The sequence below is a fragment of the Nocardioides sp. 1609 genome, assembly GCF_004522105.1.
GTDB lineage: Bacteria > Actinomycetota > Actinomycetes > Propionibacteriales > Nocardioidaceae > Nocardioides.
Window position 1 is genome coordinate 30,955 of record NZ_SPUJ01000001.1, and the last position, 26,001, is coordinate 56,955.

A 26,001-nucleotide genomic window follows, 5' to 3' on the forward strand; every position below is an offset into this window, starting at 1 on the left:
CCGACCCTAGACGCCCGAGGGGACACCCCAGCATGCCGGACAACGCCGACCAGGCCAGCACGAGCTTCACGATGTACTCGACACCGTGGTGCGGCTACTGCCACCGCCTGCGGAGTCAGCTCGACCGCGAGGGCATCGCTTACGACGTCGTCGACATCGAGCAGCACCCCGAGGCCGCGAAGATCGTCGAGACCGCCAACAACGGCAACCAGACCGTGCCGACCCTGGTCTACTCCGACGGCACCGCCCAGACCAACCCGTCGCTTGCCCAGGTCAAGGCCAAGGTCGCCAGCCTCGCCTGAGCCGACTGTCCGAGGTGGCGAGGACGAGTCAGCTCGCGGGCGGTTGAGCGAGCGGCGCGACTGAGGAACGAAGTCGCGACCCGCGTGTCGAAACCCCTGGCCCACCGAGGCCGAGCCGCCGGGGCGGGTCGGCGCCGAGGGGCCGGCGGTTTCGTCGGCGCTCGCTTGCTCGACCTCCGGTGGTCGCGGTCGCGTCGGCACTCGCTGGCCCGACCTCCGGTGGTTGCTCACCAGTGGCCGGGGAGCTCGCCGCCGTACCAGTGCTCGATGAGGGAGCGGCTGATCGAGATGCCGCCGGGCAGCACGAGGGTGCCCGCCTCGGCCTGCTCGCGCATGTCGGCGCGGGTGAACCAGCGCGCGTCCTCGATCTCGCGGGCGTCGACCTCGATCTCGGTCGAGGTGGCCCGGCCGAGGAAGCCGAGCATCAGGCTCTGCGGCAGCGGCCACGGCTGGTTGCCGAAGTAGGCGACCTCGCCGACACCGATGCCGGCCTCCTCGGCCACCTCGCGGCGAACGGCGTCCTCGAGGCTCTCCCCCGGCTCGCAGAAGCCGGCCAGGGTGGAGAACCGGCCGGGCGGCCACTGGGGCGAACGACCGAGCAGGCAGCGCTCGTCGTCGGTGCCGGGCTCGCCGGTGCTGATCAGCATGATGACCGCGGGGTCGGTGCGCGGGAACTGGGTCTTGCCGCACTCGGTGCAGCGCAGCTCGTGCCCGGCGGCCCGGGAGGCCAGCACGCCACCGCAGCGGGGGCAGTGCCGGGTGGACCAGTGCCACTCCGCGAGGCCGAGCGCGTGGAAGACCAGCGGGGCGTCGGCCCGGGACGCATCGGCCAGCGCCGGCAGCAGCCCGCGCAGCGGGTACCACTCGCCCTCCTGCGACGCCGCCGCCTCGGGCCCGACGATGACCGCCCACGACGTCGTCCCGTCGCGCTCGCCGAGCAGCACACGGACGCCGTCCGGGGCCTGGTCGGTCGCGACCCACGGCAGCGCACCCTCGACCGGGCGGACGCGGGTGCCCGAGACGACGAGGGCACGGGAGGTCGGGTCGGCCCACCGGGTGTCGAGCCAGCCCTGGTCGTTGCGGTGCTCACCGAGGCGGTCGTGGGGCTCAGCCGAGAGCATCTGGTGCGGGTAGGTCACCACCCGAGCCTAGAAGTCCCGCCTAATTGACATCGGTTCTCATCTGTAATGAGAATGGTTCTCATGAAACCAGTGCTGCTGACCCCCCTCGCCCTGCTCCCCCTGATCCTCGGCGCCTGCTCGTCCGAGGACGCCGACGGCGCCGCGACCACCGAGCGCCGGGCCGCCCAGGTCGACACCGAGACCGAGACCGACACCGAGACCGGCGCGACCGAGGAGACCGGTCCCCGGCCGCGGCTCGCGATCAGCCACGACGGCGGCGTCCTGGTCCTGGACGCCGCCACCGGCGACCTCCTGCTCGAGGAGCCGCTCGACGGCTTCGTCCGACTCAGTCCGGCCGGCGACGACCGGCACGTGATGGTCAGCCGCGGCGGCGGCTTCACCGCCCTCGACCTCGGCGCGTGGACCGAGGAGCACGGGGACCACGGCCACTCCTGGACCGTCCCGCCGACGCTCTCCGACTTCGAGGTCGCCGCCGAGGAGCCCGGCCACGTCGTCGGGCACGGAGGACACACGACACTCTTCGACGACGGCACCGGCCAGGTCACCACCTTCGCCACCGCCGACCTCGCCGAGCTGCCGTCCGAGCCCGAGGTCACCACCTGGACCCTCGACGAGGCCCACCACGGCGTCGCGGTCGTCGACGAGCACGGCAACCTCGCCCACACGGTCGGCGGCGAGGACGGCGCGGTCGGCGTCCGGGTCGAGACCAACGGCGGCGCCGAGCTGGCCGCGAGCCCGACCGAGGGCCCGGGTGCCTGCCCCGGCGTCCACGGGGAGGCCCACGTCGGCGAGGTGGCGGCGTTCGGCTGCCAGGACGGCGTCCTGCTGCTCGACGGGCGCGAGCTGACCAAGGTCGAGTCCCCGGACCCGTACGGGCGGATCGGCAACCAGGCCGGGCACGAGACCTCGCCGGTCCTGCTGGGCGACTACAAGTCCGACCCGGACGCCGAGCTCGAGCGGCCCACCCGCGTCGCCCTCGTCGACAGCCGCGACGCCACGTTGCGCCTGGTCGACCTCGGCACGAGCTACACGTTCCGCTCGTTGGGCCGCAGCGCGGACGGCGACGGCGTCGTCCTCGGCACCGACGGCGCCCTGCACGTGATCGACGTCGGGCGCGGCCGCGTCACCGACCGGTTCCCGGTCGTCGCCCCGTGGCGCGAGCCGACCGACTGGCAGCAGCCCCGCCCGACGCTCGAGGTCGTCGGCGACGTCGCCTACGTGAGCGACCCGGCCGAGCGTGCCGTGCACGTGGTCGACCTCGCGACCGGCACGGTGACCGACCGGATCGACGTCGGCGTCGTCCCCCAGGAGCTGCAGGCCGTGAGCGGCTGACGACCACCTCCCGGGCTCGGCCCGCAGGACGACGGGGGTGAGAGGCTGGCCCGGTGAGCACCCACATCGGCGCCGCCCCCGGCGACATCGCCCCCGTCGTCCTCATGCCCGGCGACCCGCTCCGGGCGCGTTGGATCGCCGAGACCTTCCTCGACGACGCGGCCTGCTACTCCGAGGTGCGGGGCATGTACGGCTACACCGGCACGTGGCACGGGCACCGGGTGTCGGTGCAGGGCTCGGGGATGGGCCAGCCGTCGCTCGCGATCTACGCCACCGAGCTGCTCCGCGAGTACGACGTGCAGACGATCGTCCGGGTCGGCTCGTGCGGCGCGCTCACCGAGCGGCTCGGCATCCGCGACCTGGTGATCGCCTCCGGCGCCTGCACCGACTCCTCGATGAACCGGATCACCTTCGAGGGCCTCGACTACGCGCCGGTGGCCGACTTCGGTCTGCTGCGCGACGCCGCGGCCGCCGCGCCCGAGGCCCACGTGGGGCTGATCCTCAGCAGCGACTCGTTCTACGCGTCGCGCCCCGAGCTGACCTCACGGATGGTCGACCACGGCGTCCTCGCCGTCGAGATGGAGGCCGCCGCGCTCTACACGATCGCCGCCCGCCACGGCCGGCGGGCCCTGGCGATCTGCACCGTCTCCGACCACGTCGTCACCGGCGAGGAGACCACGGCGCAGGAGCGCGAGCAGACCTTCGGCCGGATGGTCGAGGTGGCGCTCACGGCGGCGTTCGGGGCCGGCGACGCTGCCGTGGCCCCCGGGAGCGGCGGGGACTAAGCCGCGCCGTCGCGGCGTTCGGGACGACGTGGAAGTCTTCGACAGCGTCGTCATCGGAGCCGGGCAGGCCGGGCTCTCGGCGTCGTACCACCTGCGGAGACGCGGCGTCCGACACGTCGTCCTCGACGCCGACGCCGCACCGGGCGGCGCCTGGCAGCACCGCTGGGACTCCCTCTCGATGGCCGACGTGCACGGTGTCGCCGCCCTCCCCGACAGCGCCCGCCCGGAGCCCGACGGCCGGGAGCGGGCCAACGTCGCGGTCCCGGCGTACTTCGCGACGTACGAGCGCGAGCACGGCCTGCCGGTCGTCCGCCCGGTGCGCGTCGACCGGGTCGAGCGGGTCGACGACGCTCCCGACGGCCTGCTCGTCGTCCGGGCCGGAGAACGGGCGTGGACGACGCGCACGGTGGTGAACGCGACCGGCACCTGGTCCCAGCCCTTCGTGCCGCACTACCCCGGGGCCGCGTCGTTCGCCGGGCCGCAGTGGCACACGGCCGACTACCCCGGCGCCGAGGCGTTCCGCGGCCTGCGGACCGTCGTGGTGGGTGGTGGTGCCTCCGCGGTGCAGCTGCTCGGCGAGATCGCGCTCGTCACCGACACGCTCTGGGTGACGCGGCGCCCGCCCGTGTGGCGCACCGACGACTTCACCCCCGAGGTCGGCCGGGCCGTCGTGGCCCGCGTCGAGGACCGGGTGCGCCGGGGCCTCCCGCCGGCGAGCGTGGTGAGCGTGACCGGGCTCGCGCTGCGCGAGCAGGAGCGGGCGGCCGAGGCGGTGGGCGCGTACGACCGGCGGCCGATGTTCGCCTCCGTCGAGCCGGACGGCGTGCGCTGGGCCGACGCCTTCGAGCCGGCGCAGGCGATCCTGTGGGCCACCGGCTTCCGACCGGCCGTCGGGCACCTGGCTCCGCTGCACCTGCGCAGCCCGCTCGGCGGGATCCGGCTCGACGGCACCACCGCCGTCGTCGACCCCCGGGTGCAGCTCGTCGGCTACGGCCCCTCGGCCAGCACCATCGGCGCAAACCGGGCCGGCCGGGTGGCGGCACGCGGCGTGCTCGCCGCGCTCCGGGCCGACGCCGCCGCGCTCGGCTCCTGAACGAGGACCGCCTCAGTCCTGCCCGCGCGCCCGCACCCACGCGTCGAAGCCCGGCATGGTGAATCGGACCAGTCCGTGGCCGACCGGCTCGATGATGCCCTTCTCGATGAGTCGCTCGCGCGGGACGCTGATCGAGCGTGAGTCGACCCCCATCGCCGCCGCGATCCGCGCGCGGGTGACGTTGCCGGGACCGACCGAGGCCATCGCGCTGATGAAGGTGCGCTCGAGCTCGGTCGCCGACCCCCAGCGGGCCGCGTGCATCGCGGTCAGCTGCACCTCGGCGGCCGGGAGACCGGCGTCGACGGCGGCCTCGTCGACCACCGCGCCGACCCGTGGGCGCAGCGCCTGCCAGGTGCAGCTGCCCGCGAGCTGGAGCAGGTAGGGATGACCGCCGACCCGTCGGACGACGGACTCGAGGGCGTCCGCCTCCCACGTGACGCCGAGGGCGTCGGCGGGAAGCGCGAGGAGCTGCCGGGCGTCGTCGTCGCTGAGGACGTCGAGCGGCACGAACGCGCTGCGCTCGCCGAAGGTCGCGGCCCGGATGATCGCCTCGGGGGTGACGGGCAGGCCCGCGGTGACGACGGTGAGCGGGTTGTCGTCGCGATCGCCGTCGAGGTTCTGGACGGCGTTGAGCAGGGTGGCGAGGTCGTCGGCGGACGCCGCGTGGAGCTCGTCGATGAAGACGACCAGCCCGGCGCCGCCGCGGTCCCGCACCGCGCGGGCCGCCTCGTGCAGGAGGTCCTCGAGTGCGCCGATGGGCGCGGCACCCGCGTCGGGCGCTCGGTCGTCGCCGGCACCGACCTCGCCGCCGACCGACACCCCCAGGACGCCGAGCTCGACCGACAGGCTGCTCAGCCGGTCGCGCCACCGCGTGCGGGGCCCGACCCGCAGGTCGATCCGGTCGAGCGCGCGCTCGACGCTGCGGACCAGCTCGGGCAGGAAGGGCCGCTCGCGGGAGCAGGCCAGCCACGCGCTGGCGAAGCCGATCGCGGCGGCCTCGCGCTCGGCCGTGCGCAGCAGCGAGGTCTTGCCGAGTCCGCGCGGAGCGTGGAAGACCAGCAGCGGCCCGGCGAGCTCTCCGAACGAGGCCACCCGGCCGAGCCGGTCGCGGATCCGGCCGAGCTCGACCGCACGTCCGGCCAGGACGCGCGGCACCTGGCCGGGTGTGTAGGGGTCCGGCAGGGGCTCCGCCGCGGACGGTGCGGTCATGACGACCTCCGTGATACGCCTTGATACTTGGGCGAAGTATAACCACCGATCACAGGTCGAGCAGCCGCGTCAGGTCGTCGCGGCCGGGGAGGTCGGGAGGCTCGACGAGCCGGCCGCTGCGCACGTGGTAGAACGCCGCTCGCACGCGCTCGACGTCGACGCCGCGCAGCTCGGCCCAGGCCAGCCGGTACAGCGCCAGCTGCAACGGGTCGGAACCACCCCCGCGGCCGGTCTTCCAGTCGACGACGAGGAAGTCGTCGCCGTCGGCGTAGACCGCGTCGATCCGGCCGCGCACGACCTGGCCGGCCAGCACCAGCGCGAACGACGGCTCCACCACCAGCGGCGGACGCTCGGCGAAGGGACCCCGCTCGAAGGCCGCGATGAGCTCCTGCAGGTCGGCGTCGTCCTCGATCCCGGCGTCGGCGCGGCCGGGCAGGTCGTCGGGGTCGAGCAGCAGCTGCTGGCCGAAGCGCGCCTCGACCCAGGCGTGGAAGCGGGTGCCGAAGCGGGCGGCCGGCGAGGGGGCGCGGGGCATCGGGCGGGCCAGGTCGCGGGCGAAGGCGTCGGGGTCGTCGCGCAGCCGCGCCACCGACGTCGCCGAGAGGCTCGACGGCAGCGGCACGACGATCTCGGAGGCCCGCTCGCGGGCCGCCTCGTCGAGGAGCCGCTCGATCTCGTCGTCCCACTGCTGGACCCGGTCGAGCTCGAGCACGTCCTCGAGGTCGTCGCGGGCACCGGGGTCGGCGGCCCGGACCCGGGCGGCGGCGTCGAGGCGGCGCTCGACCTCGGGCGTGTGGTGCGAGATCGGCCAGGGCTGGTCGACCACCCGGCCCGCGAACGGGCTGACCTCGCCCTTGACGACCACCTCGCCCCAGGCGTCGGGCTCGCCACCCCACCCGGCCATCGCCTCGCGGGTCCGCACGAGGTACGGCGAGGGACCGTTGCCCGTCTTGAGGTGCGGCGCCCACCGCCAGGCCGAGACCCAGAGCAGGTGCCGGGCGCGGGTCCACGCGACGTAGCCGAGCCGGAGCTCCTCGAGGGCGTCGTGGGCCTTGGCGCGCCGGGCGACGTCGGCGATGTCGGCGGGCGTGTGACCGGCCAGCTGCGGCAGGTCTCGGGCGTCGCCGCGCAGCGCGGTCGGCATCACCGACGACACGGTGAGCCAGCTCGACCGGCCACGGCTGGTGGGGAACTTCTTGTCGGTGACGCCGACCAGGAAGACGGCGTCCCACTCGAGCCCCTTGGCGCGGTGCACGGTCAGGAGCTTGACCGAGTCGGCCTCGGACGGCGTCGCGACGTCGAGGCCCTGGCCGTGCTCGTCCTCGGCCTCGAGCCAGGCGAGCAGCGCGGCGAGGGTGACCTGGCCGTCGACGGCCTGGAACTCGGCGACGGCCTGGACGAAGAGGTCGAGGTTGTCGCGCCGTGCCGCGGCCGCCGGGCTCACCGACGAGGCCAGCTCGACGTCGATGCCGGTGGTGTCGATGATCCGGCGGACCAGGTCGAGGATCGGCTCGCCGATCGCGGACCGGAGCCGGCGCAGCTCGGCGGCCAGCAGCACGAACCGCTCCCGTGCCTCGACCGAGTAGGCGGCGTCGCCGAGGTCCTCGAGCGCGTCGCAGAGCGACGGGATCTCGGTCGGGTCGGCGCCCTCGACCGCCGCGACGAGCTGCTCGTGGACGTCGGACCAGGTCTCGGCGCCGGTGCGCGCGCCGGCGAGCTCGCCGGCGCGTCGTCCGAGCAGCGCCAGGTCGCGCGGGCCGATGGCCCAGCGCGGGCCGGCCAGCAGGGTCAGCAGGGCGGCGTTGGCGGTGACGTCCTGGACGAGGGTGAGGGTGGCGACGACCTCGGCCACCTCGGGCAGCCGGAGCAGGCCCTTCAGGCCGACGATCTCGACCGGCACCTCGCGCGCGGTGAGGGCGTCGAAGACCGCGGCCGCGGTGGCGTTGTCGCGGGTCAGGACGCCGATCTCCTTCCAGGCCGGGCCCTCCCGGACGGCGGCCAGCTCGGCGTGGGTGGTGAGGACCTCCTCGGCGAGCCAGGCGAGCTCGTCGAGCGAGGTCTCGTGCACGATCGCCCGGACGTCGCCCTCGGCCGCACCCGGCTTCGGCTCGAGCGGCAGCAGGTCGCTGCGCAGGGCGTAGAGGTCGGCGGCCAGGTGGTTGGCGGTGGCCAGGATCCGACGGTCGGAGCGACGGTTGACCACGAGCGGGTAGGTCGTGGTGGCGCCGTCGACGGCCGGGAAGTCCTGGCCGAACTCGAGGATGTTGGAGACCGACGCCCCGCGCCAGCCGTAGATCGCCTGGTTGGGGTCGCCGACCGCGGTCACGGCGTGGCCGCGCCCCGGCTCGCCGGCGGCGCCGGAGAACAGCCGGCTGAGCATCAGCGCCTGGGCCACCGAGGTGTCCTGGTACTCGTCGAGGAGGACCACGCGGTACTTGCCCCGCTCGACCTCGCCCACCTCGGGGCAGGTCTCGGCGAGCCGGGCGGCGAGCGCGATCTGGTCGGAGAAGTCCATCAGGCCCAGGTGGGCCTTGAGGCCGCGGTAGGCCTCGACCAGGCCGAGCAGCTCTGCGCGCGCGTCGATGGTCGCGATCGCCTTCTCGTTCCTGGCCCGGTAGGTCGAGCGGTGCTCGTCGGCCATCCCGGCCTCGAACGACGGCCGGGCCGCCGCGTCGTGGGCGCGCACCTGCGCGGGGCTGACCAGGTGCTCGCTCATCTCGGCGTCGAGCGCGAGCAGGTAGCGGACGACGTGCAGCGGGGAGTCGGTGAGGTGCGCGACCGGCGCGGTGTAGCGCTGGACCGCCCGCGCCGCCAGCTGGTAGCGACTGGCGTCGGTGATCAGGCGGGTGTCGGGCTCGTGGCCGATCCGCAGCCCGTGCTCGGAGAGCAGCGCCGAGGCGTAGGAGTGGTAGGTCGAGACGGTCGGCTCCTCGACCTCCTCCTCGTCGTCGTCGCGGGGGGCCGAGCGCTCGGGGAGCAGGCCGGCGCGCCGCAGGCTCTCCCGGATGCGCGTCTCGAGCTCGGCGGTGGCCTTGGTCGTGAAGGTGAGGCCGAGCACCTCCGCGGGCGCGACCTGCCCGGTCGCCACGAGCCACACGACCCGCGCCGCCATCACCGAGGTCTTGCCCGACCCGGCGCCGGCGATGACGACCGCCGGCTCGAGGGGTGCGGTGATCGCGGTGAACTGGGCGTCGCTGAAGGTCCAGGACTCCCCCAGCAGGTCGCGCAGCCGCTCGGGGGTGTCGACGACGAGGGCGGGCCGGACCGGCGCCCCGGTCGCCCCGGTCGCCCCGGTCGCGTCGGTCGTCACGTCGGTCGTCACGTCGGACGTCGGGCCAGAGGTCAGGGTCACGACAGCACCGTCCCGGAGGCCTTGTCGGGGCAGATCGCCTGGAAGGAGCACCGGTCGCACTGCTTGCCCGGCCGGGCGACGAAGTCCTCCGCGCGCAGCGTCGCGACCGCCTGGGCCAGCTGCGTCTCGGCGAGACGCGGCCCGTCGCCCGGCGCGGGCTGCTGCTGCACCTTCGGCAGGACGTCGCCGTGCCGCAGCTGGACGAGCTCGGCCCCGCCGGTGCGCACCGGCCCCTCGACGTGCGGGGCGGCGGCCTCGTCGGCGGCGCCGTGGTCGACCGCGAGCTGGTAGAGCCCGAGCTGCGCGTGCTCGGCGACCTCGGCTCCGGTCGGCGGGTACTTGCCGGTCTTGAGGTCGACCACGACGACCCGGCCGCTCTCGTCGAGCTCGAGCCGGTCGGCGTAGCCGTGGAGCCGGACGACCTCGCCGTCGGGCAGGGTCACCTCGGCGCGCAGCTTCGGCTCGACGGCGATCACGGTGCGCGCGTCGGGCCGGGCGTGCCAGGCGACGAAGCGGGCGAGCACCGCGGCGACCGCCTCGCGCTCGCGGCCGGCCGACCACGGCGTGCGGAACTCCATCCGCGACCACACCTCGTCGACCAGGACGTCGAGGTCGGCGTCGGGCGGGAGGTCGGCCTTCGCGATGCGCTCGGCGATGGCGTGCACGACCTTGCCGAAGCCCTGGCTGGTCGAGCTGACGACGGCACCGCCGGCCTCGCGCTGCAGGAACCACTGCGCCGGGCAGGTGAGCAACCCCTCCAGCGCGCTGGCCGACAGCACGAGCGGCTCGTCGGCCGGTCGCACCGGCAGCTCCGAGCGGGAGGGGGCCCGCAGGCCCCACCAGGACACCGGGTCGGCCTGCGGCGCGACCGCGTGGCCGTTGACCTCGGTGCCCGCCAGGCGGCGCAGCCGGACGGCGGCGGCCCGGCGCAGGGTCTCGGGCTGGGCCGGGTCGGCGACCACGCGGCGCAGCTCGGAGACGAGCCCGTCCATCGACAGCGGCCGCGGCGGGCGACCGACCCGGTGCTCCGGCTTGCGGCCGAGCTCGTCGACGAAGCGGGAGGGCTGGTCGCCGTCGTCGTCGGGCGAGCGCACCGCGGTGACGACGAGCCGCTGCCGGGCGCGGGTGACGGCGACGTAGAACAGCCGGCGCTCCTCGGCGAGCATCGCGCGGCGGGTGAGGGGCGCGAGGAGCTCGCCCTCCCCGATCCGGTCGGCGCCGATCCGGTCGGCGCCGAGCAGGGAGTCGCGGCGACGCAGGTCGGGCCAGGCACCCTCCTGCACGTGGGCGACGACGACCAGGCGCCACTCCAGGCCCTTGGCCCGGTGGGCGGTCAGCAGCCGGACGGCGTCGCCGCGGACGCCGCGCTCGGCGAGGGTGTCGGCCGGGATCTCCTGGGCCCGCAGGGTCTCGACGAACGACGAGACGCTCGTGTGCCCCTTCTGCTCCTCGGCCCGGGCGGCGGTCTCGAAGAGCGCGCAGATCGCGTCGAGGTCGCGGTGGGCCAGCCGGGCGGCGTGGCCGCCGGCCTGCGTGCCCTGGCGCAGCCGCGGCCCCCACTCGCTGCCCTCCCACACGGTCCAGAGCACCTCCTCGACGGTCGCGCCGCCCGCGAGTGCCTCGCGCCCCTGCTGCAGCAGGGCGGCGAGCCGGGCGGCCCGGCGCACGCCGGGGCCGCTCAGCCCCTGGAGACGGCTCGGGTCGAGGACGGCGGCGCGGACCAGGTCGCGCGCCCGGGTCTCCTCGTCACGGGCCCGCAGCGCGCGGGTCAGCGCGCGCACGTCGGTGGCGTCGAGTCCGCCGAGCGGCGAGGTGAGCAGGCCCTCGACGACGTCGGCCGCGACGAAGTCGGGGTCGTCCGGGTCGTCGGCGCCGTCGGTCCCGGGCGGTCGGGCGTGCAGGATCACCGACAGCGCCGAGAGCAGGGGGACGACAGCGGGCTCGCGCACCAGTGGCGTGTCGTCGCTGGCCACCTCGACCGGCACGCCCGAGGCTGCCAGCGACCGGCGCAGCGCCGGGATCGAGGCGCGGCCGGACCGCACCAGCACGGCCATGTCGGACCAGGCCACCCCGTCGGCGAGGTGGGCACGGCGCAGCAGGTCGGCGACGTGCTCGGTCTCGGCGCGGGCGGTGTCGAAGGTGAGCACCTCGACCGACCCACGGCCCAGGCCGTGGGGCGCGGCCTCGGGGTTGCGGAACGCGGCGTACTGCTCGGCGGGGATGGAGCCCGAGACCCCGATCGAGGCGGCGACGGTGCGCGAGGCGCGCAGCAGCCGGGAGCCGAAGCGCCGGGTGGTGCCGAGCGCGATGACGGTCGCCGGCGCGCCGTCACGGGCACGGAACTCGGCCGGGAAGTCGAGGATGCCGCGGACGTCGGCGCCACGGAAGCCGTAGATCGACTGGTCGGGGTCGCCGACCACGGTGAGGTTGCCCCCGTCGCCGGCGAGCGCCCGCAGCAGCGCGACCTGGCTGGGGTCGGTGTCCTGGTACTCGTCGACGAAGACGTGGCGGTAGCGCTCGCGCAGCTCGGCGCGGTGCCGCTCGGCCTCGATCACGCCGCGCGCGATGAGGTCGGGGTAGTCGATGGCCGCCTGGTCGCCGAGGACGTCGAGGTACTGCTGGAGGAACAGCCCGGCCGCCTCGAACTCCACGACGCCCTCGCGCCGGCCGAGCTCGACGAGCTGGTCGGGGTCCAGGCCCCGCTCACGGGCGCGACCGATCACGGCCTGCACCTCGCGCGCGAAGCCCCGGGTGCCGACCGCGGCCCTGAGCGGCTCGGGCCAGCGCACCGACTCGGGTGCGTCGGTGAGCAGCTCCTGGAGCACGACGTCCTGCTCGGGGGCCGAGAGGAGCCGCAGCGGCGCGACGTAGAGCTCGGCCGGGGCGTAGCGCCGCACCAGGCCGTAGGCGAAGGAGTGGAACGTCGAGCTGAGCCCGGTGGCCATCGTGCGGCCGAGCCGCGAGGTCACCCGGTCGCGCAGCTGCTCGGCGGCCTTGCGGGAGAAGGTGAGGGCCAGGACGTCGTCGGGGGTGACGCCGTCGTGCTCGATGCGGTCGACGATGGCCTCGACCAGCGTCGTCGTCTTGCCGGTGCCGGGCCCGGCGAGCACCAGCAGCGGCCCCTCCCGGTGCTCGACGACCGCCTGCTGCTGCGGGTCGAGCACGGGCACGTCGACGGCCACGTGCTCGCGCACGAGCCGGTACGTCGGGGCCGAGGAGGTCATGGCAGAACCTCACCACACGCCGGGGACAGCCGGCACGGAACCTGTCGGGCATGCCGCCGACCCCACCCCGGACGCACGCCCGGACGCAGCGGACGGGCCCGGAGGATCGCTCCCCCGGGCCCGCCCGTGCACCACGTCCTCAGCGCGTCGTCAGCGCGTGGTCAGCGCGTCCTCAGCGCCTCCGTCAACGTGGGATGCGCACCACCACGGGAGCGGACTTGCTGGCCGCGGCGACCGCCGTGCCGGCGAAGACCGCCCGCAGGGAGTGCCGGCCGCGCGGCAGCCGGACCACGATCGTCCGGGTGGTGGCGGACCCGCCGAACGAGACGACCCTGATCCTCCTGCCGCCGTCGGTGATGGTCACCGGTCCGACGGGGCGCAGACCGCGGACGGCGAGACCCACGGTCAGCCGGACCTTGCGGGGCCCGACCTTCTTCGCCTTCAGCCTCGACGTCGAGGTCGCCTTGGTGACGGTGACCCGCACCGGTGCGCTCGTGGCCGGCTCCAGGGCGGCACTGGCCGGCGTGAGGACGGCCGTGTAGGTCGTCGTGCCGGGGAGCACGGCGGCGGACACCGTGGCGCTGCCGGCGGCGAGGTCGGCGGTGCCGACCGTCCGGCCGGCGGCGTCGCGGATCACGACTCTGCCCGCGGCCGTGCCGGTCGCGGTCGCGGCCTCGACGTCGAATTCGACCTTCGCCGGGTAGACGACGGGCGTGGTGGCCTCGAGCGTGACCGTGGTGGCTTCGGGGCCAGGCACGCCGAGACCCTCCGGACCGGCCCACAGCAGGGCGCGGGCGGCCTGGCTGAGCCCGCCCTTGGGGTGCGTGCGGAACAGCACGGACGTGCCGAACACGACCGACCGCGCACCCGAGGCGACCTCGCCGGAGACGACGGAGGGCTGGCCCGCGGCGTTGGCCGGACCGTTGACGCCGGCCCCGCTCGGACGCCAGTGACCGGCGAGCAGCGGGTCGGCGCCGTAGGTCTGCTCGACCTCGGTGCCGGCGCCGAGGCCGGTGAACCAGGTGGCCGGGTAGATGAACGACGAGTCCTGGGCGTACGGCGCGAGGAGCGAGTCGGCGGGGGTCTCGACGGCGACGATGCCGTTGCCGCCGGTGTTGCCGGTCACGGCCGTGCCCGTCACCAGGCCGTAGGCGGCGGCGGCGTTGAAGGCGGCGCTGCCACGGCCGAGGACCGAGCCGCCCGCGTCGACGAAGGCCTGGACGGCGAGGCGCCCGGGCGACGCGTCGGCCAGGGTGAACGTCGATCCGATCCACAGCACGTCGGCGTCCTCGAGCCCGGTCGCGGTGCCGTTGGTCGCGGCGGTGTTGACGCCGGTCGCGGTGACGGGGACGAGCTCGTCGAAGCCCAGCTCGCTCAGCGAGAGCCGGTCGTCCTGCGTGCCGGCGTAGGCGATCGTGAGGTCGCTGAGGGCCTTGGTCGACTCGTCGTCCAGCGCCGCGACGTCGGCCGGTGTGGCCTTCTCGACGGCGATGTCGAACCCGTCCGCCACCTCGGCCACCGCGTCGCGGTCACCGGGGGCGACGACGACGGAGCCGTCGGCGAGCATCGAGACGGCGACGTCCTCGTCGAGGAGGGCGTTGACGGCCTGCATGTCGGCCAGCCCGGCGGCCTCGAAGGTGAGGTAGCCGTCGGCGGGCATGCTCGCCAGCGAGGTCGGCGCGGTGACCGGCGTGACGCTGCCGAGCGCGGCGTCGGTGGTCAGGCCGACCTTGTCGACCGTGGCGCCCCACAGGTAGGAGTAGCTCCACGCCGAGATGTCGTACATCGACGGCACCTTGGCGGAGATGTCGTCACCCAGGTCGAGCAGCGAGTTGACCAGGCCGCGCAGCGGCTGGTGCAGGTCGACGACGTAGCTGCCGGCCGGGTAGGTCGTCCCGTCGACGGTGACGTCGGCGTCCAGCGTGCCGACCTCGATGTCGTGGAAGAGCAGCTTCTCCACCAGCGAGGAGGCGTCCGAGGCGGAGCGCTGGTCGGCGCCGACCGGGATCACGTAGGCGCGGGGCAGGGTGACCGGCTCCTGGTCGTCGGCGACGTCCCAGAGCGGCTTCCACTGCGTCGGGCCGGGGACGTCGGCGATCGTCTCGGTGGTCATCGAGACCTTGGCCTCGCCGGACGCGCCGCGGCGGAACACCTCGGCCTGGTTGATCAGCATGTCGCGGGCGTTGGCGGACACGTTCATGTACTCGACCATGCTCTTCACGGTCTGCACGGCGACGGCGGTGTTGACGACGGCGCGGGCCGGGGTCTGCCGGCCACCGCTGGCGCCACGGGTCAGCGGCAGCTCGACGGTCGACGTCGCGGCGCCGTAGAACGCGGCGTACTGGGCGGTGAAGATCGGCGGGAAGTCGTCCCAGCCCGACGCGGTGTCGCGGTACGGGATCTTGATGTGCGCGGTGTCGGGGCCGGTGTTGGTGGGGCTGGTCTGGCCGGTGGTGACGTTGTAGTAGGTGTTGCCGGGGATGTCGGCGGCGACGACGTCGGCCTCGACCTCCAGGGCCATCGCGTAGTTGTGCGGCATGTAGAGGTCGTACTCGTAGTTCGAGCCGTGCGGCGGTCCGCAGGGCTCCACCTGGAGCACGTTGGTGTAGCCGTGCAGGTCGGCGCTGTAGAGCGGCTGGATGGCCTGCGCGGTGCGCACGAACGACCGGGTCTCCGGCGTGGTGTTGGTGATCATGTCGCGGTTCGGGTCGAGGCCGAGCGCCGTCGCGCGGGTCGCGAGGGTGCGGCCGTCGGGGTTCAGCGACAGCGAGAAGTAGAGCCGGTTGTTGCGCAGGATGCTGCCGACCTCGGACGTCGGGGCGTGCACCAGCCAGTCGATGTACTGCATGACGCCGTCGGTGCCCTCCCACTCGTTGCCGTGGATGTTGGCGCTGACCCAGACCGGCGTCTTGTACTGCGCGAGGAGCTCGGCGTCGTCGGCGGCGGCGTCCGGGTCCTCCTTCAGCTCGTCCTTCCAGGCCGCCTGCTGCGCGGTGTCCTCGGCCCGCTCGGGCGCGGTCACGGTGACGAGGTAGAGGTCGCGGCCCGCGGTCGACTGCCCGACGACCTGGGTGGAGATCCGGTCGCTCTCGCCCATCCACTCGATCAGCTTCGGGGCCAGGTCGGGGTGCCCGAGCAGCTCCGCGGTGTGCGCGGCGTCGTCGGGGTTGTCGCGGTAGAGCCGCAGCTCCGGCTGGTACGGGTACGACGTGGGCATCTCCAGCGGGTCACCCGAGACGGGCGCGGCGGCGGCCCGTCGGGCCACCGCGGCCTTCTCCACCGGCGCGACCCGGGTCGCGGTGGCGGCACCACGGCCGGCGCTGTCGGGGTCGGGCGCGGCCGCCGTCGAGGCGGTGGCCGCGGACGGGACGGCGGCACCCGCGTCCGGTGCCGGGAGGGCCAGGGCAGAGGCGAGCAGCGCCGAGCAGCTCAAGGTCGCCAACGTGCGTTTCAACGGGGACTCCTGTGTTCTGGGAGAGCACGTCGACGGTCGGCGACGCGATCGTCAGACTGTCTGACAATGTTTCCGACTCGATGACGGCGGTGTTACGGGCGGGGGTCGGATCCTGCCGGACCGCGAGGGTGCGGGCAAGGACTCAGGCGTCGGGTGCGCGCTCGTTGTACACGCCGGCCGGCTCCTGTCCCGACAGCGCGCCGACCGCGGCCATGACCTCGTCGGTGAGCAGACGCCGGGCCCGGCCGAGCGGGACGTCGTCGAAGCGGCCGGCGACGTGGATCGGCTCACCGAAGGTGATGCTCACCGGCACCACCTTGGGCAGCCGGGCGCCGACCGGCTGGATCCTCTCGGTGCCGACCAGCCCCACGGGCACCACGGGGACGCCGGCGGTGAGCGCGAGGTGGGCCACGCCGGTACGACCGCGGTAGAGGCGACCGTCGCGCGAGCGGGTGCCCTCGGGGTAGATGCCGAAGGCGTCACCGCGGCCGAGCACCTCCAGCGCGACGTCCAGCGACGCGATGGCGGCCCGCGTGTCGTCGCGGTCGACCGGCAGCATGCCGAGTCCCTCGAACCACGCCTTCGTGAACGCCCCCTTCAACCCCGTGCCCTCGAAGTAGTCGGACTTGGCGAGGAAGACCACCGTGCGCGGCACGACGACCGGGATGACCACGGAGTCGATGAAGCTCAGGTGGTTGCTCGCGAGGATCACCCCACCCGTCGCGGGGACGTGGTGCAGGCCCGTGATCGTGGGCCGCCACACGGCCTTGGCCACGGGCGGGACGACGGAGTGGAGGACCTGGTAGAGCACCACGGCGTCAGTCTGTCGGTTACCCGCCGGTCGGCCGACTCCCGGGGCCCGGTGCCCAGGGGATGGACGGCCCGGGGCGGTCGGCCCAGCGGTCGGCTCAGGGTCGGCTCAGGGGACGGGCGGCGCCCCGGACTCGTGGGCGACGATGTCGCGGGCCAGGCCCTCCCACCTCGCGTAGGCGTCGGGGTACGCCGAGCGCTGCACCGCCTGCGCCGCCTGGGTGACCGACATCGACTCCCACCCGGGGACGTCGAGCAGGCCGGGGTTCGGCGTGTGCGACGCGACGCCGTAGAAGGCCTTGCTCGCCAGCACCGCGTCGAGGATCTGGGCCTCGGTGCCCCAGCCCTGCGAGGTGCGCTGCTGGAAGAGACCGAGCGAGTCGCGGTCGCCGTAGTCGACGTTGAGCAGCGTCGCCTCCTGCATCGCGGTCGCCAGCGCGATCACCCAGCCGCGCTCCGGGACGCCGGCGCCCCTGCCGACGCCGATGATCGTGCGGGCGTTGCTCTTCTGGGCCTGCGACAGCGAGTCGTACGACGTGCCCGGCACCGTCCCTCCGCCGCCCGTGCCGAGCAGCGTCGTCCAGGTCGCCGGCCCGGCGACGCCGTCGGGCGTGAGGCCGTGGGCCGACTGGAAGGACCGCACGGCGGCGCCGGTGGCCGGTCCGAAGCTGCCGTCGGTGTCGAGGGTGGAGCCGTGCTTGTCCAGCTGGACCTGCAGCGCCTGGACCGCGGGACCCCGGTCGCCCTCGCGCAGCGTGCGCACCAGGGCGGTGAAGGTCCGGGGTCCGGCGACGCCGTCGGAGGCCAGCCCGGCCGACGACTGGAACGCGGCGACGGCGTCCCTCGTGCCCGTGCCGAACGCCCCGTCGGCGGCGGTCGAGAAGCCGCGCGAGGTGAGGAGGTACTGCAGCGAGGTCACGTCGGCGCCGCCCGCCCCGGTCCTCAGGGTCGGGTAGGTCGCGGCGTGGGACGGCGCGGCGGTGACCGTCACGGTGGCGACCGCGACGACGAGAGCGGTCAGGAGCACGAGGAGACGACGCATGCCCCCACGTCACCAGCGCGGCGCGTGCCCCGGTAGCGGGCAATCCCTCGCCGGGCGCACGGGGACGTCAGTCCGGCCGGGTCCACTCGTACGGCGTCGTCGTGGTCACCGCGAGCAGGCCGGAACGCTCCAGGATCGGTCGCGACATCGGGCTGCAGTCGACCTGCAGCAGCCGGACGCCGCGCGCGAGCGCCGACCGCGCGCGGGCCGCGGTCAGGGCGCGGTAGAGCCCGCGACCACGGTGGTCCTCGAGCGTGGCGCCGCCCCACAGTCCCGCGAACTCGGTGCCGTCGACGAACTCGAGGCGGCCGACGGAGACGATGCGGTCGCCGTCGAGGGCGGCCCAGACCTCGCACCGACCGGCGGCGTCCGCCACCCGCTGGACCAGGTCGCCCCCGCGCCCGAAGACGAGGCGCTGGACGTCGCTGCCCTCGGCGAGCAGCACGTCGGCGTCCGGGGCGTCGTCGAGGCGGTGCACCGAGAGGCCGTCGTCGAGCCGGACGTCGACCGCCAGGGTCGTCGCCTCCCCCACCATCACCGTCTCGAGCTCGCCGGGCACGAGGCCGTGCGCGCGCAGGACGTCGTCCAGCTCGGCGGCCTGGTCGTCGTGGCCGCGGGTCTTCCACTCGAACGACACCACGTCGGTCTCGTCGCGGAACCAGGCGACCGTGGCCGCGACGAGCCGCGGCACGTCGTACCCGGCGAGACCCTCGTAGCTCACGAATCCCTGCTGCTCGCCGTCGTGGCGGTGGACCGCCCGCCACAGCGGCCCGGCCCGGTCCCAGGAGAGCGCCCCGGCGGTCTCGGCGACGCCGCGCAGCTGGGTGTCGTAGGCGTGCAGGAGCTCCTCGCGGGTGGCCATGACGCCATTGTCGCCTGCGCCCCGGTCCCGGCGGGGCCGACCGCGCGGGGACCGACCGGGCACGGGCGACCGGGCATGGACGAAGGGCCCTCGTGAGTATGAGTCACGAGGGCCCTTCCGGGTGGTCGGCGCGATGCCTCCGACCGACCGCTCCTCCACGCTGGTCCCCGGCCCGTCCCATCACCCGACGGGCAGCGGCCGCGGCTCCGGCGGACCGGTGCTGCAGCCGTGCGGACCCTCGTCTCCGAGTGGCCGGCACCCCCGTGCGGGAGTGCGTGGGGCAGTTCTACGCCCACCCGCGAGCGCCGCGCAAGAGGTCGCGGGGACATTCCGCCGGTTCCACCGGATGTCCACAGGAAGGGGTCGTCATTCCACAGGCGCGGGCCGTCGTGCACAGGTTGTCCCCAGGTTCGTCCCCAGGTTCACCCGGTGCGGACCGCGCCGCCGGATGAGCCCGCGTACTCAGCCCGGGTGAGCAGCCGCAGGGGTCACCCGAGCGCTCCGCGCTGCTGGACTGGCGCCATGCCCGTCACCGCTCCCGTCTACCTCTACGCCGACCCGCGCTCGTGCCCGTCCTGCCGCGGGTCGCTCCTCGCCCACACCGAGGACGACCGGCACTGCCGCCGGTGCGGCGTGCCGCTCGACCACGACCTCGCCGTCGACGTCTTCGCGGCGCTGCAGGGCGTCGACAGGCTCGCCGGGCAGCTCCGGCTCGCCGCCCGGGCCGTGCCCGCCCCGCAGCCGGCGGCACCGGCGGCCCCGGCCACCGCGGCCGCCCCGGCGGCACCGGTGTGGACGTCGTCCCTGCCGGAGGCGCCGGTGCGCACCGGCGTCCGGACGTCGTCGGTGCCGGCGATCCTGCTCGGCCTCGGCGCCCTGTGCCTGCTGGTCGCCGCCGTCGCGTTCCTCGCGGTCGCGTGGTCGTGGCTCGGGGTCGGCGGCCGCACCGCCGTGCTGGTCGGTCTGACCGCGGTCACCGGCGTGGGCGGCGTCCTGCTGCGGCGCCGCGACCTCCGCGTCGCGGCCGAGGCGATCGTGACGGTCGCGCTCGGTCTGCTGCTGCTCGACGTGCTCGGCGCCCGGGGCGCCGGGTGGCTCGGCGACCTCACCGGCGCGGGCCTGGCCTGCACCCTCGGTGCGGCGCTCGCCGTCGGCGGCGGCGTCCTGTGGGCCGTGGAGCGGCGCCTGGCGGTGTCGTCCCTGGCCGTCGTGACCGGGCTGTTCGTCGTGCAGGCGGCACTCCCCTCGCTCGAGCCCCTCGACGGGTCGGCGCTGCTGGTGGCCGGCCTCGCGGTCCTCGGGTTCACCGGCCTCGCGAGGCTCGGTCGCGACGTCGGTCGACCCGTCCTGGTCGCGGCGGCCGCCGTCGCGGCAGCGGCGGCGTGGTGCGACCTGCTCGGCACCGCGCTCCTCGGCGCCGCGACGACGGCCGACCGCGCCGACGCGTTGACCCTCGCCGGGCTGTGGGGCTCCCCGGACGGTGTCGCCCTGGTCGCCGCGGCCCTGCTGCTGCTCGCCCCGCTCGCCCTCGGGCGCCCCCGGTACGCCGTCCTCGGCTGCGTCGCCGCTGCCGGCACCGCACTCACCGCCGTCGCGGTGCTGCCGGTCCTCGACGACGGCGCGACCCGCACGGCCCTCGCCTCGCTCGTCGCCGGCGTGGTCTGGATCGCCGCCGCCCACGCCGCCCCGTCCCGGCTCCGGCTCGCCGCCGTCGTCGTCGCGGCACTGTCGCTGGCGCCGTCACTGGTGATCGCCCTCGGTCTCGCGTCGCAGGCACTGGACGCGGCCACCGCCCCGGACGACGCCCTGCGCCTCGATCCGACCGACCTGCTGGCCTCGCCGTGGCTCGTCGTCCCGACCGTGCTCGCGACACTGGCGCTGCTGCTGACGCTGGTGCCGCCGCGCCCGCTCGGCGCCTGGGCCCGTGGAAGCGCCGCGGCCGTCGCGGCCGGCGCCGTCGCGACCCTCGCCCTGCACCCCGTGCCGCTGTGGACGGTCGTGGGTGCGGTCTGCGCGGTCGCGGTCGCGTTCGCGGCCGACGCCCTGCTCCGCGACGACGCCGCCGCGCTCGTCCAGGTGCTCGCAGCGGGCGCGGCGCTGGCCGGCGCCGGCGGCCTCGCCCTGCCCGACCCCGGGCTGCTGCTCCTGCCGCTGGTCCTGGTGACGGCGTGCGCGGCCGTCGTCCTCCTGCTCGGCCGGTTCCCGGCGGCGACCGAGGTCGGCGCGATGGTCCTCGGTCCGGCCACGGCCGCGCTGCTCTGGACGACGGCGGACGTCGCCGGGCTCGACCCGGCGCTCGCCGCGGTGCCGGTGCTCGTCGTCCTCGGCGCGCTCGCCCTGCTGCTCCCCCGGCTCGAGCTCGAGGTGCCGGCGGCCCTCGCGGCGGTCGTCGCCGCCGCCGTCGCGGTGCCGCTGGCCGACGACGTCGCGGTGTCGCTCGCCCTGCACCTGACCCTGGCCGGGGCGCTGGTCACCGCCTCGTCGCTCGTCCACCCGTCGCGCCGGCCGCTGGCACTGGTCGGCGCGGCCCTGCTCGTGCTCGCGACGTGGGTGCGTCTGGCCGACCTCGGCGTCCAGGCGCCCGAGCCCTACACGCTGCCCACCGCGGTGGCCCTGGTGCTCGTCGGCCTGCACCGGCTGCGTGGCGACGCGCGCGCCGCCACGCGCACGACGCTGCTGCCGGGCCTCGGCCTGGCGCTGGTGCCGTCGCTGCTCCAGCTGCTCGTGAGCGACCCGGTCTCGCTGCGTGCCCTGCTGCTCGGCGCGGCCTGCCTCGCCCTGGTGCTCGCGGGGGCCCGGCTGCGGTGGAGCGCACCGCTCGTCGTCGGCGCCGTCGTCGGTGCGCTGCTGACCCTGGTCGAGCTGTCGCCGTACGCCGCCCGCACGCCGCAGTGGGTGGTGATCGGGCTGGCCGGCACGGTGCTGGTGGTGGTCGGCGTGACCTGGGAGCGCCGCGTCGTCGACCTCCGTCGGGCTGCGGCCTACGTCGGCCGGCTGCGCTGAGTGGTCCCGACGGGCGACCAGAACGCCCGGGCGATGTCGACCGCGGTGCCCGACCGCCGCAGCGGCGTGCCCTCCTCGAGGTAGAGCTGCCGGGCCTCGTCCTGGTGGCTGGGCGGTAGCGACCCGTCGGCCCGCACCACCCGCCACCACGGGACCGGGCCGCCGTGACGGGACATCACGTTGCCGATCAGCCGCGGACCGCTGCCGACGACGTCGGCGATGGCGCCGTACGTCGTCACGCGGCCACGCGGCACCGACTCGACGATCTGCAGCACCGCCTCCACGAAGTCGTCGTCGGCCCGCACGGCGACGACGTTAGTCGGGAGCGGCGCCCGGTGGGAACGCGCTCGCCGCGGCGGCGACCGCCAGCAGCACGGCGAGCAGACCGGCCGGCCAGAGCCCGGCCGGCGCGCCCTGCTCCCCCAGCGCCCGGGCGAGCAGCCACAGCACGGGGGCCGCGGCGAGCACCGCGACGCCGCGCAGCACCCACGAGCGCAGCACGCCGACGTCGACCCGGGCGTCCGGCGGCGCCGACGCCGCCACCAGTGCGGCCACGTGGGCGGCGAGGACGGCGGCGGCCGCGGCCAGCGCCGAGGCGGGCAGCCCGTCGTCCGGGACGCGCACCCACCAGCCGACCGCGAGGAGCAGCACGAGGACCCCCACCCCGGAGTCGGGGAGGACGGCGTGCCGCCCGGCCAGCATTACGACCGCGGCGACCCACCACCACGGTGCCGGCTCTCCGGCCGGCCCGGCCGCGAGCACGGCGACGACGGGACCGAGCGCGACCACGGCGCGCAGGCCGCGCTGGGAGGCCGACCAGGAGCGCACGGCGCCGAGGACGTCGGTCACGCGGCACCACCGGGACGGCGCCGGGAGAGCCGGCGCAGCACCTCGTCGACGGTGCCGGCACCGCGCCACGCCACGACCGGGCAACCGGCCGCGGCGAGGGCGTGCAGCACCTGCTCGCGCTCGAGGCGGCGCATCCGCCACGCGATGTCGACCAACCGTGGGTCGGACGCGCCGGCGTCGGGGGCCGCGTCCGGAGGGAGGGTGTCGATGACCACGACGGGCAGGCCGCGCCGGGTCAGGTCGACCGCGGCCGTGGCGACCGCGTCGACGAGCAGCGGCGAGAGCAGCACGACCGTGGTGCCCGCACCGACCCGCAGGTCGAGCCGGCCCACGTCGTCGCCGTGCGCGTCGGCGGTGCGGACCTCGGCCAGCGTGCCGAGCAGCCGCTGGAGGTGACGTCGGCCGGCCCCCATCGGGACCGGGCGGGCCCGGCCACCGATCGGGCGCAGCGCGACCCGGTCGCCGGTGCGGGCCGCGTGCTCGGCGAGGGCGCCCGCCGCGCGGACCGTGAGGTCGAGGCTGCTGGCGCGGCCGTCGACGCCGTCGGAGGCACCGTGGTCGGCGAAGAGGTCGACCACGAGCAGCAGCCCGGCGTCCTGCTCGGCCCGGGTCGTCGTGACGTGCAGGGTGTCGGTGCGCACCGAGACCCGCCAGTTGACCCGGCGCAACCGGTCGCCGGGCTGGAACGGCCGGATGCCGGACAGCTCGGTGCCCGACCCGGACCGCGTCGACCGGTGGGCACCGACGAGGCCGCGCGGGTGCGGCGACTCCGCGCGTGAGCGGTAGGACGTCGTCGGCAGCACCCGCATCCGGCGTCCGGACACCAGGACCGGCCCCCAGCGGTAGCCGCCCCAGGTGCTCGTCAGCACCACCCGCTCCTCGCCGACGACGCGCGATCCCCAGCGGCGCGGGCTCACGACCAGGGCGACCCGGTCGAGGTCGGCGGACCGGACCGTGAACCGGCCGCCGTCGGGAGCCGCGTGCTCGTGGGGCGCGGGCGTCACGACGCGGGTGACCTGCTCGACGTCGGTGTGGTCGTCGATGCGCAGCGCCACCTCGGCCGCCTGGCCCTCGTGCAGGGACGCGTGCCCGACGCCTCCGGTGAGCCCCGGCGTGCTGCGCGGACGGCGCAGGAGCGCGGGGACGGCCGTCAGCAGGACCGGCGCGGTGAGGACCAGCAGCACCGGCTCGCCCGCGACGACCGCCGCCACGAGCCCGACCAGCCCGACCACGACGCCGCGGACGAGTCCGCCAGTCGGGCGCCAGCCGGTCAGGTGGTGCGGGTCGCTGGGTCCGGCCACGGGGTCACCGGCGCTCGAGGGTGGCGGGGGTCGGCACCCGCTTCAGGACCTCGTCGACGACGCTGGAGCCCGACGCCTCCGACATCCACAGCTCCGGCTTGATCGAGATCCGGTGACCCAGGACCGGTCGGGCCACGGCCTTGACGTCCTCGGGGACGACGTAGTCGCGGCCCCGCACGACGGCGAAGGCGCGCGCCGCGAGCGCGAGACCGAGCGAGCCGCGCGGCGACGCGCCGACCTGCACGTGGGCGTGGGTGCGGGTCTCCGCCGCGAGCGCCACGCAGTAGCGCCCGACGCTCTCGTCGATCCGGACCGTCTCGACGGTGGCCTGCAGGGCGCGCAGCCCGGCTGCGTCGGTGAGCGGTTCGAGCTCCGTCTCCTCGCGGCGCCGTGCCACGCGGCGCGACACGACGTCGTACTCGTCGTCGGCGCCGGGGTAGCCGAAGCCGACCCGGAGGAGGAACCGGTCGAGCTGGGCCTCCGGGAGCGGGTAGGTGCCCTCGTACTCGACGGGGTTCGCGGTGGCCAGCACGCAGAAGGGGTCGGGCAGGGGGAAGGTCCGGCCCTCGACGGTGACCTGACGCTCCTGCATCGCCTCGAGCAGGGCCGACTGGGTCTTGGGCGGCGTCCGGTTGATCTCGTCGGCGAGCAGCAGGCCCGCGAACACCGGGCCGGGCCGGAACTCGAACTCGCTGCGGCGCTGGTCGTAGAGGAACGAGCCGGTCAGGTCCGCCGGGAGCAGGTCGGGGGTGAACTGGGCGCGCGCGAAGTCGAGGCCGAGCACCTGGGCGAAGGAGCGCGCGGAGAGGGTCTTGCCGAGGCCGGGGAGGTCCTCGATCAACACGTGGCCCTTGGCGAGGATCGCGGCCAGCACCAGCGTCAGCGGGTGGCGCTTGCCGACCACGGCCCGCTCGACCTCGTCGAGGACCCGGGTCGCGAGGTCGGCGGCCTCCCGCACCGGCAGCGGTCGGGCGTCGGGCTCCGGGTGGGTGCCAGGTCCGGGCATCACAGCTCCTCGATCATGCGCAGCACCTCGTCGATGCGGCGCGGTTTCATGCGGACGACCGGCCCGTCCAGGACGGCGCAGAGGTCGGGGCCCAGGAGCGCGCGACCCGCCTGCGAGTCGACGCGGACGTCGTGGCGTGCTCGCAGCACCCGGTCGGCGACGTCCCGCAGCCGGTCGCGCACGGCGGCGTCCGGCGTCCGCGCGGACTGGTGGTTCTCGAGGCGGCGCAGGTGCGCCTGCGTCACGGCGTCGCGGTCGCGGGGCACGGTCACCGCCTGCGGTCGGGTCGCCCAGACCAGCGTGGAGTGCGGGAAGGCGTCGAGCAGGAGCCCGGCGCCCGCTCCGAGGACGACGCCGAGCAGCGCGACCCGGAGCGGGTGCGGTTCGAACCCGAGCGCCTGCGCGGAGACCAGCACGACGGCGACGGCGCCGAGGACGAACCACGCCCGGCGGGTCCAGCGGCGCTTCACGGCTGCACTCCCCCGCCCGCCGCGCGGACGGCGGCACGGGGACCCTGGTGGATCCGGCGCAGCGCCTCGAGGGCGGCGACGCGGTGCTCCTCGCCGACCTCGTGCTCGGAGAAGCGTGCCTCCCGGTACAGCTCAGCCAGGCGCGCGACGGCGTGACCGTCGGCACCGGCGAGGTCGAGCAGGCGGAGCGTGAACTCCGACGACGTCTCCCAGGGCTCGCGCGGGATGCCGGCCCGGTCGGCCTGGACCTCGAAACGGTGCCAGCACTCGACGATGGCGTTGCGCGGCGTCGTCCCCCCGGTGGCGAGGATCTCCCGCTGGACGTCGGCGTCCCGGGTGACCGCGTCGACCACCGTCAGGTCCGGGTCGTCGTCCGGACGCCGGTCCCGGGGCGCGGGCGCGGGCGCGGGCGCGCGGAGCCTGCGCAGACCGCTCTGCGCGAGCGCGACCGCCGCCAGCACCACCAGGGCGGCCGCCAGGAAGATGACGCCGCCGAGCACGACCGCGAGCCAGCCGGCGTCGGAGTCGTCGAGGGCGCCGTCGTCGTCGGCCGCGGGGGGCGCCGGTGCCGACGTCGAGGGCGGTGCCGTCGGCGCGGACGTCGTGATCCGGTCCGGGTCGGGCCCGTCGCTGCGGAAGGCGTCGTCAGGCCCCGCAGTCGCAGCCCACACGCCCAGCAGGAGCACCAGGACGACGCCGGTGGCGCCGAGCAGGGCCACCAGCGGGGCGCCTTCCCGCTGCGGGCCCGAGGACATGCGCGGCACC

General features: G+C 75.5%; 19 protein-coding genes. 5 read left to right on the forward strand and 14 right to left on the reverse strand.

Features of this window, described 5'->3' with window-relative positions; all coding sequences use genetic code 11:
• Nucleotides 1-32 precede the first annotated feature (32 nt).
• Entirely contained in the window at nucleotides 33-302 is a 270-nt protein-coding gene (locus E4623_RS00145; RefSeq protein ID WP_134764509.1) for a mycoredoxin, read from the forward strand.
• Nucleotides 303-529: 227 nt separating this feature from the next.
• Here E4623_RS00145 and nudC read toward each other — a convergent pair whose 3' ends face one another.
• Entirely contained in the window at nucleotides 530-1,441 is a 912-nt protein-coding gene (gene nudC, locus E4623_RS00150) for an NAD(+) diphosphatase (RefSeq protein WP_134764510.1), read from the reverse strand.
• 63 nt (nucleotides 1,442-1,504) lie between these two features.
• Between nudC and E4623_RS00155 the strand changes: the two genes are divergently transcribed.
• Genes E4623_RS00155 through E4623_RS00165 form a run of 3 tightly spaced genes read left to right on the forward strand, consistent with a single transcriptional unit; the run spans nucleotide 1,505 to nucleotide 4,654 of the window.
• On the forward strand, nucleotides 1,505-2,776 hold the full coding sequence (locus tag E4623_RS00155) for a hypothetical protein (protein ID WP_209020429.1): 1,272 nt from the start codon (nucleotides 1,505-1,507) through the stop codon (nucleotides 2,774-2,776).
• A 53-nt stretch (nucleotides 2,777-2,829) separates the two neighbouring features.
• Nucleotides 2,830-3,561 carry a purine-nucleoside phosphorylase gene (gene deoD / locus E4623_RS00160; RefSeq protein ID WP_134764512.1) on the forward strand — a complete coding sequence of 244 codons (732 nt, stop codon included), beginning with the start codon at nucleotides 2,830-2,832 and terminating at the stop codon, nucleotides 3,559-3,561.
• Nucleotides 3,562-3,589: 28 nt separating this feature from the next.
• Nucleotides 3,590-4,654, forward strand: coding sequence for an NAD(P)-binding domain-containing protein (locus E4623_RS00165; RefSeq protein ID WP_134764513.1), 1,065 nt, complete (start codon nucleotides 3,590-3,592; stop codon nucleotides 4,652-4,654).
• Nucleotides 4,655-4,666: 12 nt separating this feature from the next.
• Here E4623_RS00165 and E4623_RS00170 read toward each other — a convergent pair whose 3' ends face one another.
• The 7 genes from E4623_RS00170 to E4623_RS00200 all read right to left on the reverse strand — a co-directional run bounded on the left by E4623_RS00170 (nucleotide 4,667) and on the right by E4623_RS00200 (nucleotide 18,607).
• Nucleotides 4,667-5,863 (reverse strand): ATP-binding protein, encoded by a 1,197-nt coding sequence (locus E4623_RS00170; protein WP_134764514.1) that lies wholly within the window; start codon nucleotides 5,861-5,863, stop codon nucleotides 4,667-4,669.
• Nucleotides 5,864-5,912: 49 nt separating this feature from the next.
• On the reverse strand, nucleotides 5,913-9,215 hold the full coding sequence (locus tag E4623_RS00175) for an ATP-dependent DNA helicase (protein ID WP_245154756.1): 3,303 nt from the start codon (nucleotides 9,213-9,215) through the stop codon (nucleotides 5,913-5,915).
• A complete protein-coding gene (locus E4623_RS00180) occupies nucleotides 9,212-12,439 on the reverse strand; it encodes an ATP-dependent DNA helicase (RefSeq protein ID WP_134764515.1) in 3,228 nt (1,075 codons plus the stop codon). The genes E4623_RS00175 and E4623_RS00180 overlap by 4 nt, the downstream gene beginning before the upstream one ends.
• 184 nt (nucleotides 12,440-12,623) lie before the next feature.
• The gene (locus tag E4623_RS00185) at nucleotides 12,624-15,893 is read right to left on the reverse strand and encodes a M14 family zinc carboxypeptidase (protein WP_134764516.1); all 3,270 of its coding nucleotides are present in this window, start codon (nucleotides 15,891-15,893) and stop codon (nucleotides 12,624-12,626) included.
• 142 nt (nucleotides 15,894-16,035) lie between these two features.
• Complete coding sequence (locus E4623_RS00190; RefSeq protein WP_245154757.1) at nucleotides 16,036-16,707, reverse strand: lysophospholipid acyltransferase family protein; 672 nt, start codon at nucleotides 16,705-16,707, stop codon at nucleotides 16,036-16,038.
• Between the two features lie 105 nt (nucleotides 16,708-16,812).
• A complete protein-coding gene (locus E4623_RS00195; protein WP_134764517.1) occupies nucleotides 16,813-17,745 on the reverse strand; it encodes a peptidoglycan-binding protein in 933 nt (310 codons plus the stop codon).
• A 67-nt stretch (nucleotides 17,746-17,812) separates the two neighbouring features.
• Complete coding sequence (locus E4623_RS00200) at nucleotides 17,813-18,607, reverse strand: GNAT family N-acetyltransferase (RefSeq protein ID WP_134764518.1); 795 nt, start codon at nucleotides 18,605-18,607, stop codon at nucleotides 17,813-17,815.
• Between the two features lie 522 nt (nucleotides 18,608-19,129).
• On the opposite strand from E4623_RS00200, the gene E4623_RS00205 reads away from it, so the two are divergent.
• Nucleotides 19,130-21,610: a hypothetical protein gene (locus tag E4623_RS00205; RefSeq protein ID WP_134764519.1), complete on the forward strand. Its 2,481-nt coding sequence runs from the start codon at nucleotides 19,130-19,132 to the stop codon at nucleotides 21,608-21,610.
• On the opposite strand, the gene E4623_RS00210 is transcribed toward E4623_RS00205, so the two are convergent.
• Genes E4623_RS00210 through E4623_RS00235 form a run of 6 tightly spaced genes read right to left on the reverse strand, consistent with a single transcriptional unit; the run spans nucleotide 21,589 to nucleotide 25,991 of the window.
• On the reverse strand, nucleotides 21,589-21,915 hold the full coding sequence (locus tag E4623_RS00210) for an MGMT family protein (RefSeq protein WP_134764520.1): 327 nt from the start codon (nucleotides 21,913-21,915) through the stop codon (nucleotides 21,589-21,591). The two genes, E4623_RS00205 and E4623_RS00210, sit on opposite strands and share 22 nt — an antisense overlap.
• A 10-nt stretch (nucleotides 21,916-21,925) precedes the next feature.
• Nucleotides 21,926-22,459 (reverse strand): hypothetical protein, encoded by a 534-nt coding sequence (locus E4623_RS00215; protein WP_134764521.1) that lies wholly within the window; start codon nucleotides 22,457-22,459, stop codon nucleotides 21,926-21,928.
• A complete protein-coding gene (locus tag E4623_RS00220) occupies nucleotides 22,456-23,760 on the reverse strand; it encodes a DUF58 domain-containing protein (protein WP_134764522.1) in 1,305 nt (434 codons plus the stop codon). Before E4623_RS00220 ends, E4623_RS00215 begins: the two co-directional genes overlap by 4 nt.
• A gap of 4 nt (nucleotides 23,761-23,764) precedes the next feature.
• Entirely contained in the window at nucleotides 23,765-24,766 is a 1,002-nt protein-coding gene (locus E4623_RS00225; RefSeq protein ID WP_134764523.1) for a MoxR family ATPase, read from the reverse strand.
• Nucleotides 24,766-25,236 (reverse strand): hypothetical protein, encoded by a 471-nt coding sequence (locus tag E4623_RS00230; protein ID WP_134764524.1) that lies wholly within the window; start codon nucleotides 25,234-25,236, stop codon nucleotides 24,766-24,768. The genes E4623_RS00225 and E4623_RS00230 overlap by 1 nt, the downstream gene beginning before the upstream one ends.
• Nucleotides 25,233-25,991: a DUF4129 domain-containing protein gene (locus E4623_RS00235; RefSeq protein WP_134764525.1), complete on the reverse strand. Its 759-nt coding sequence runs from the start codon at nucleotides 25,989-25,991 to the stop codon at nucleotides 25,233-25,235. Before E4623_RS00235 ends, E4623_RS00230 begins: the two co-directional genes overlap by 4 nt.
• Nucleotides 25,992-26,001: the final 10 nt, after the last annotated feature.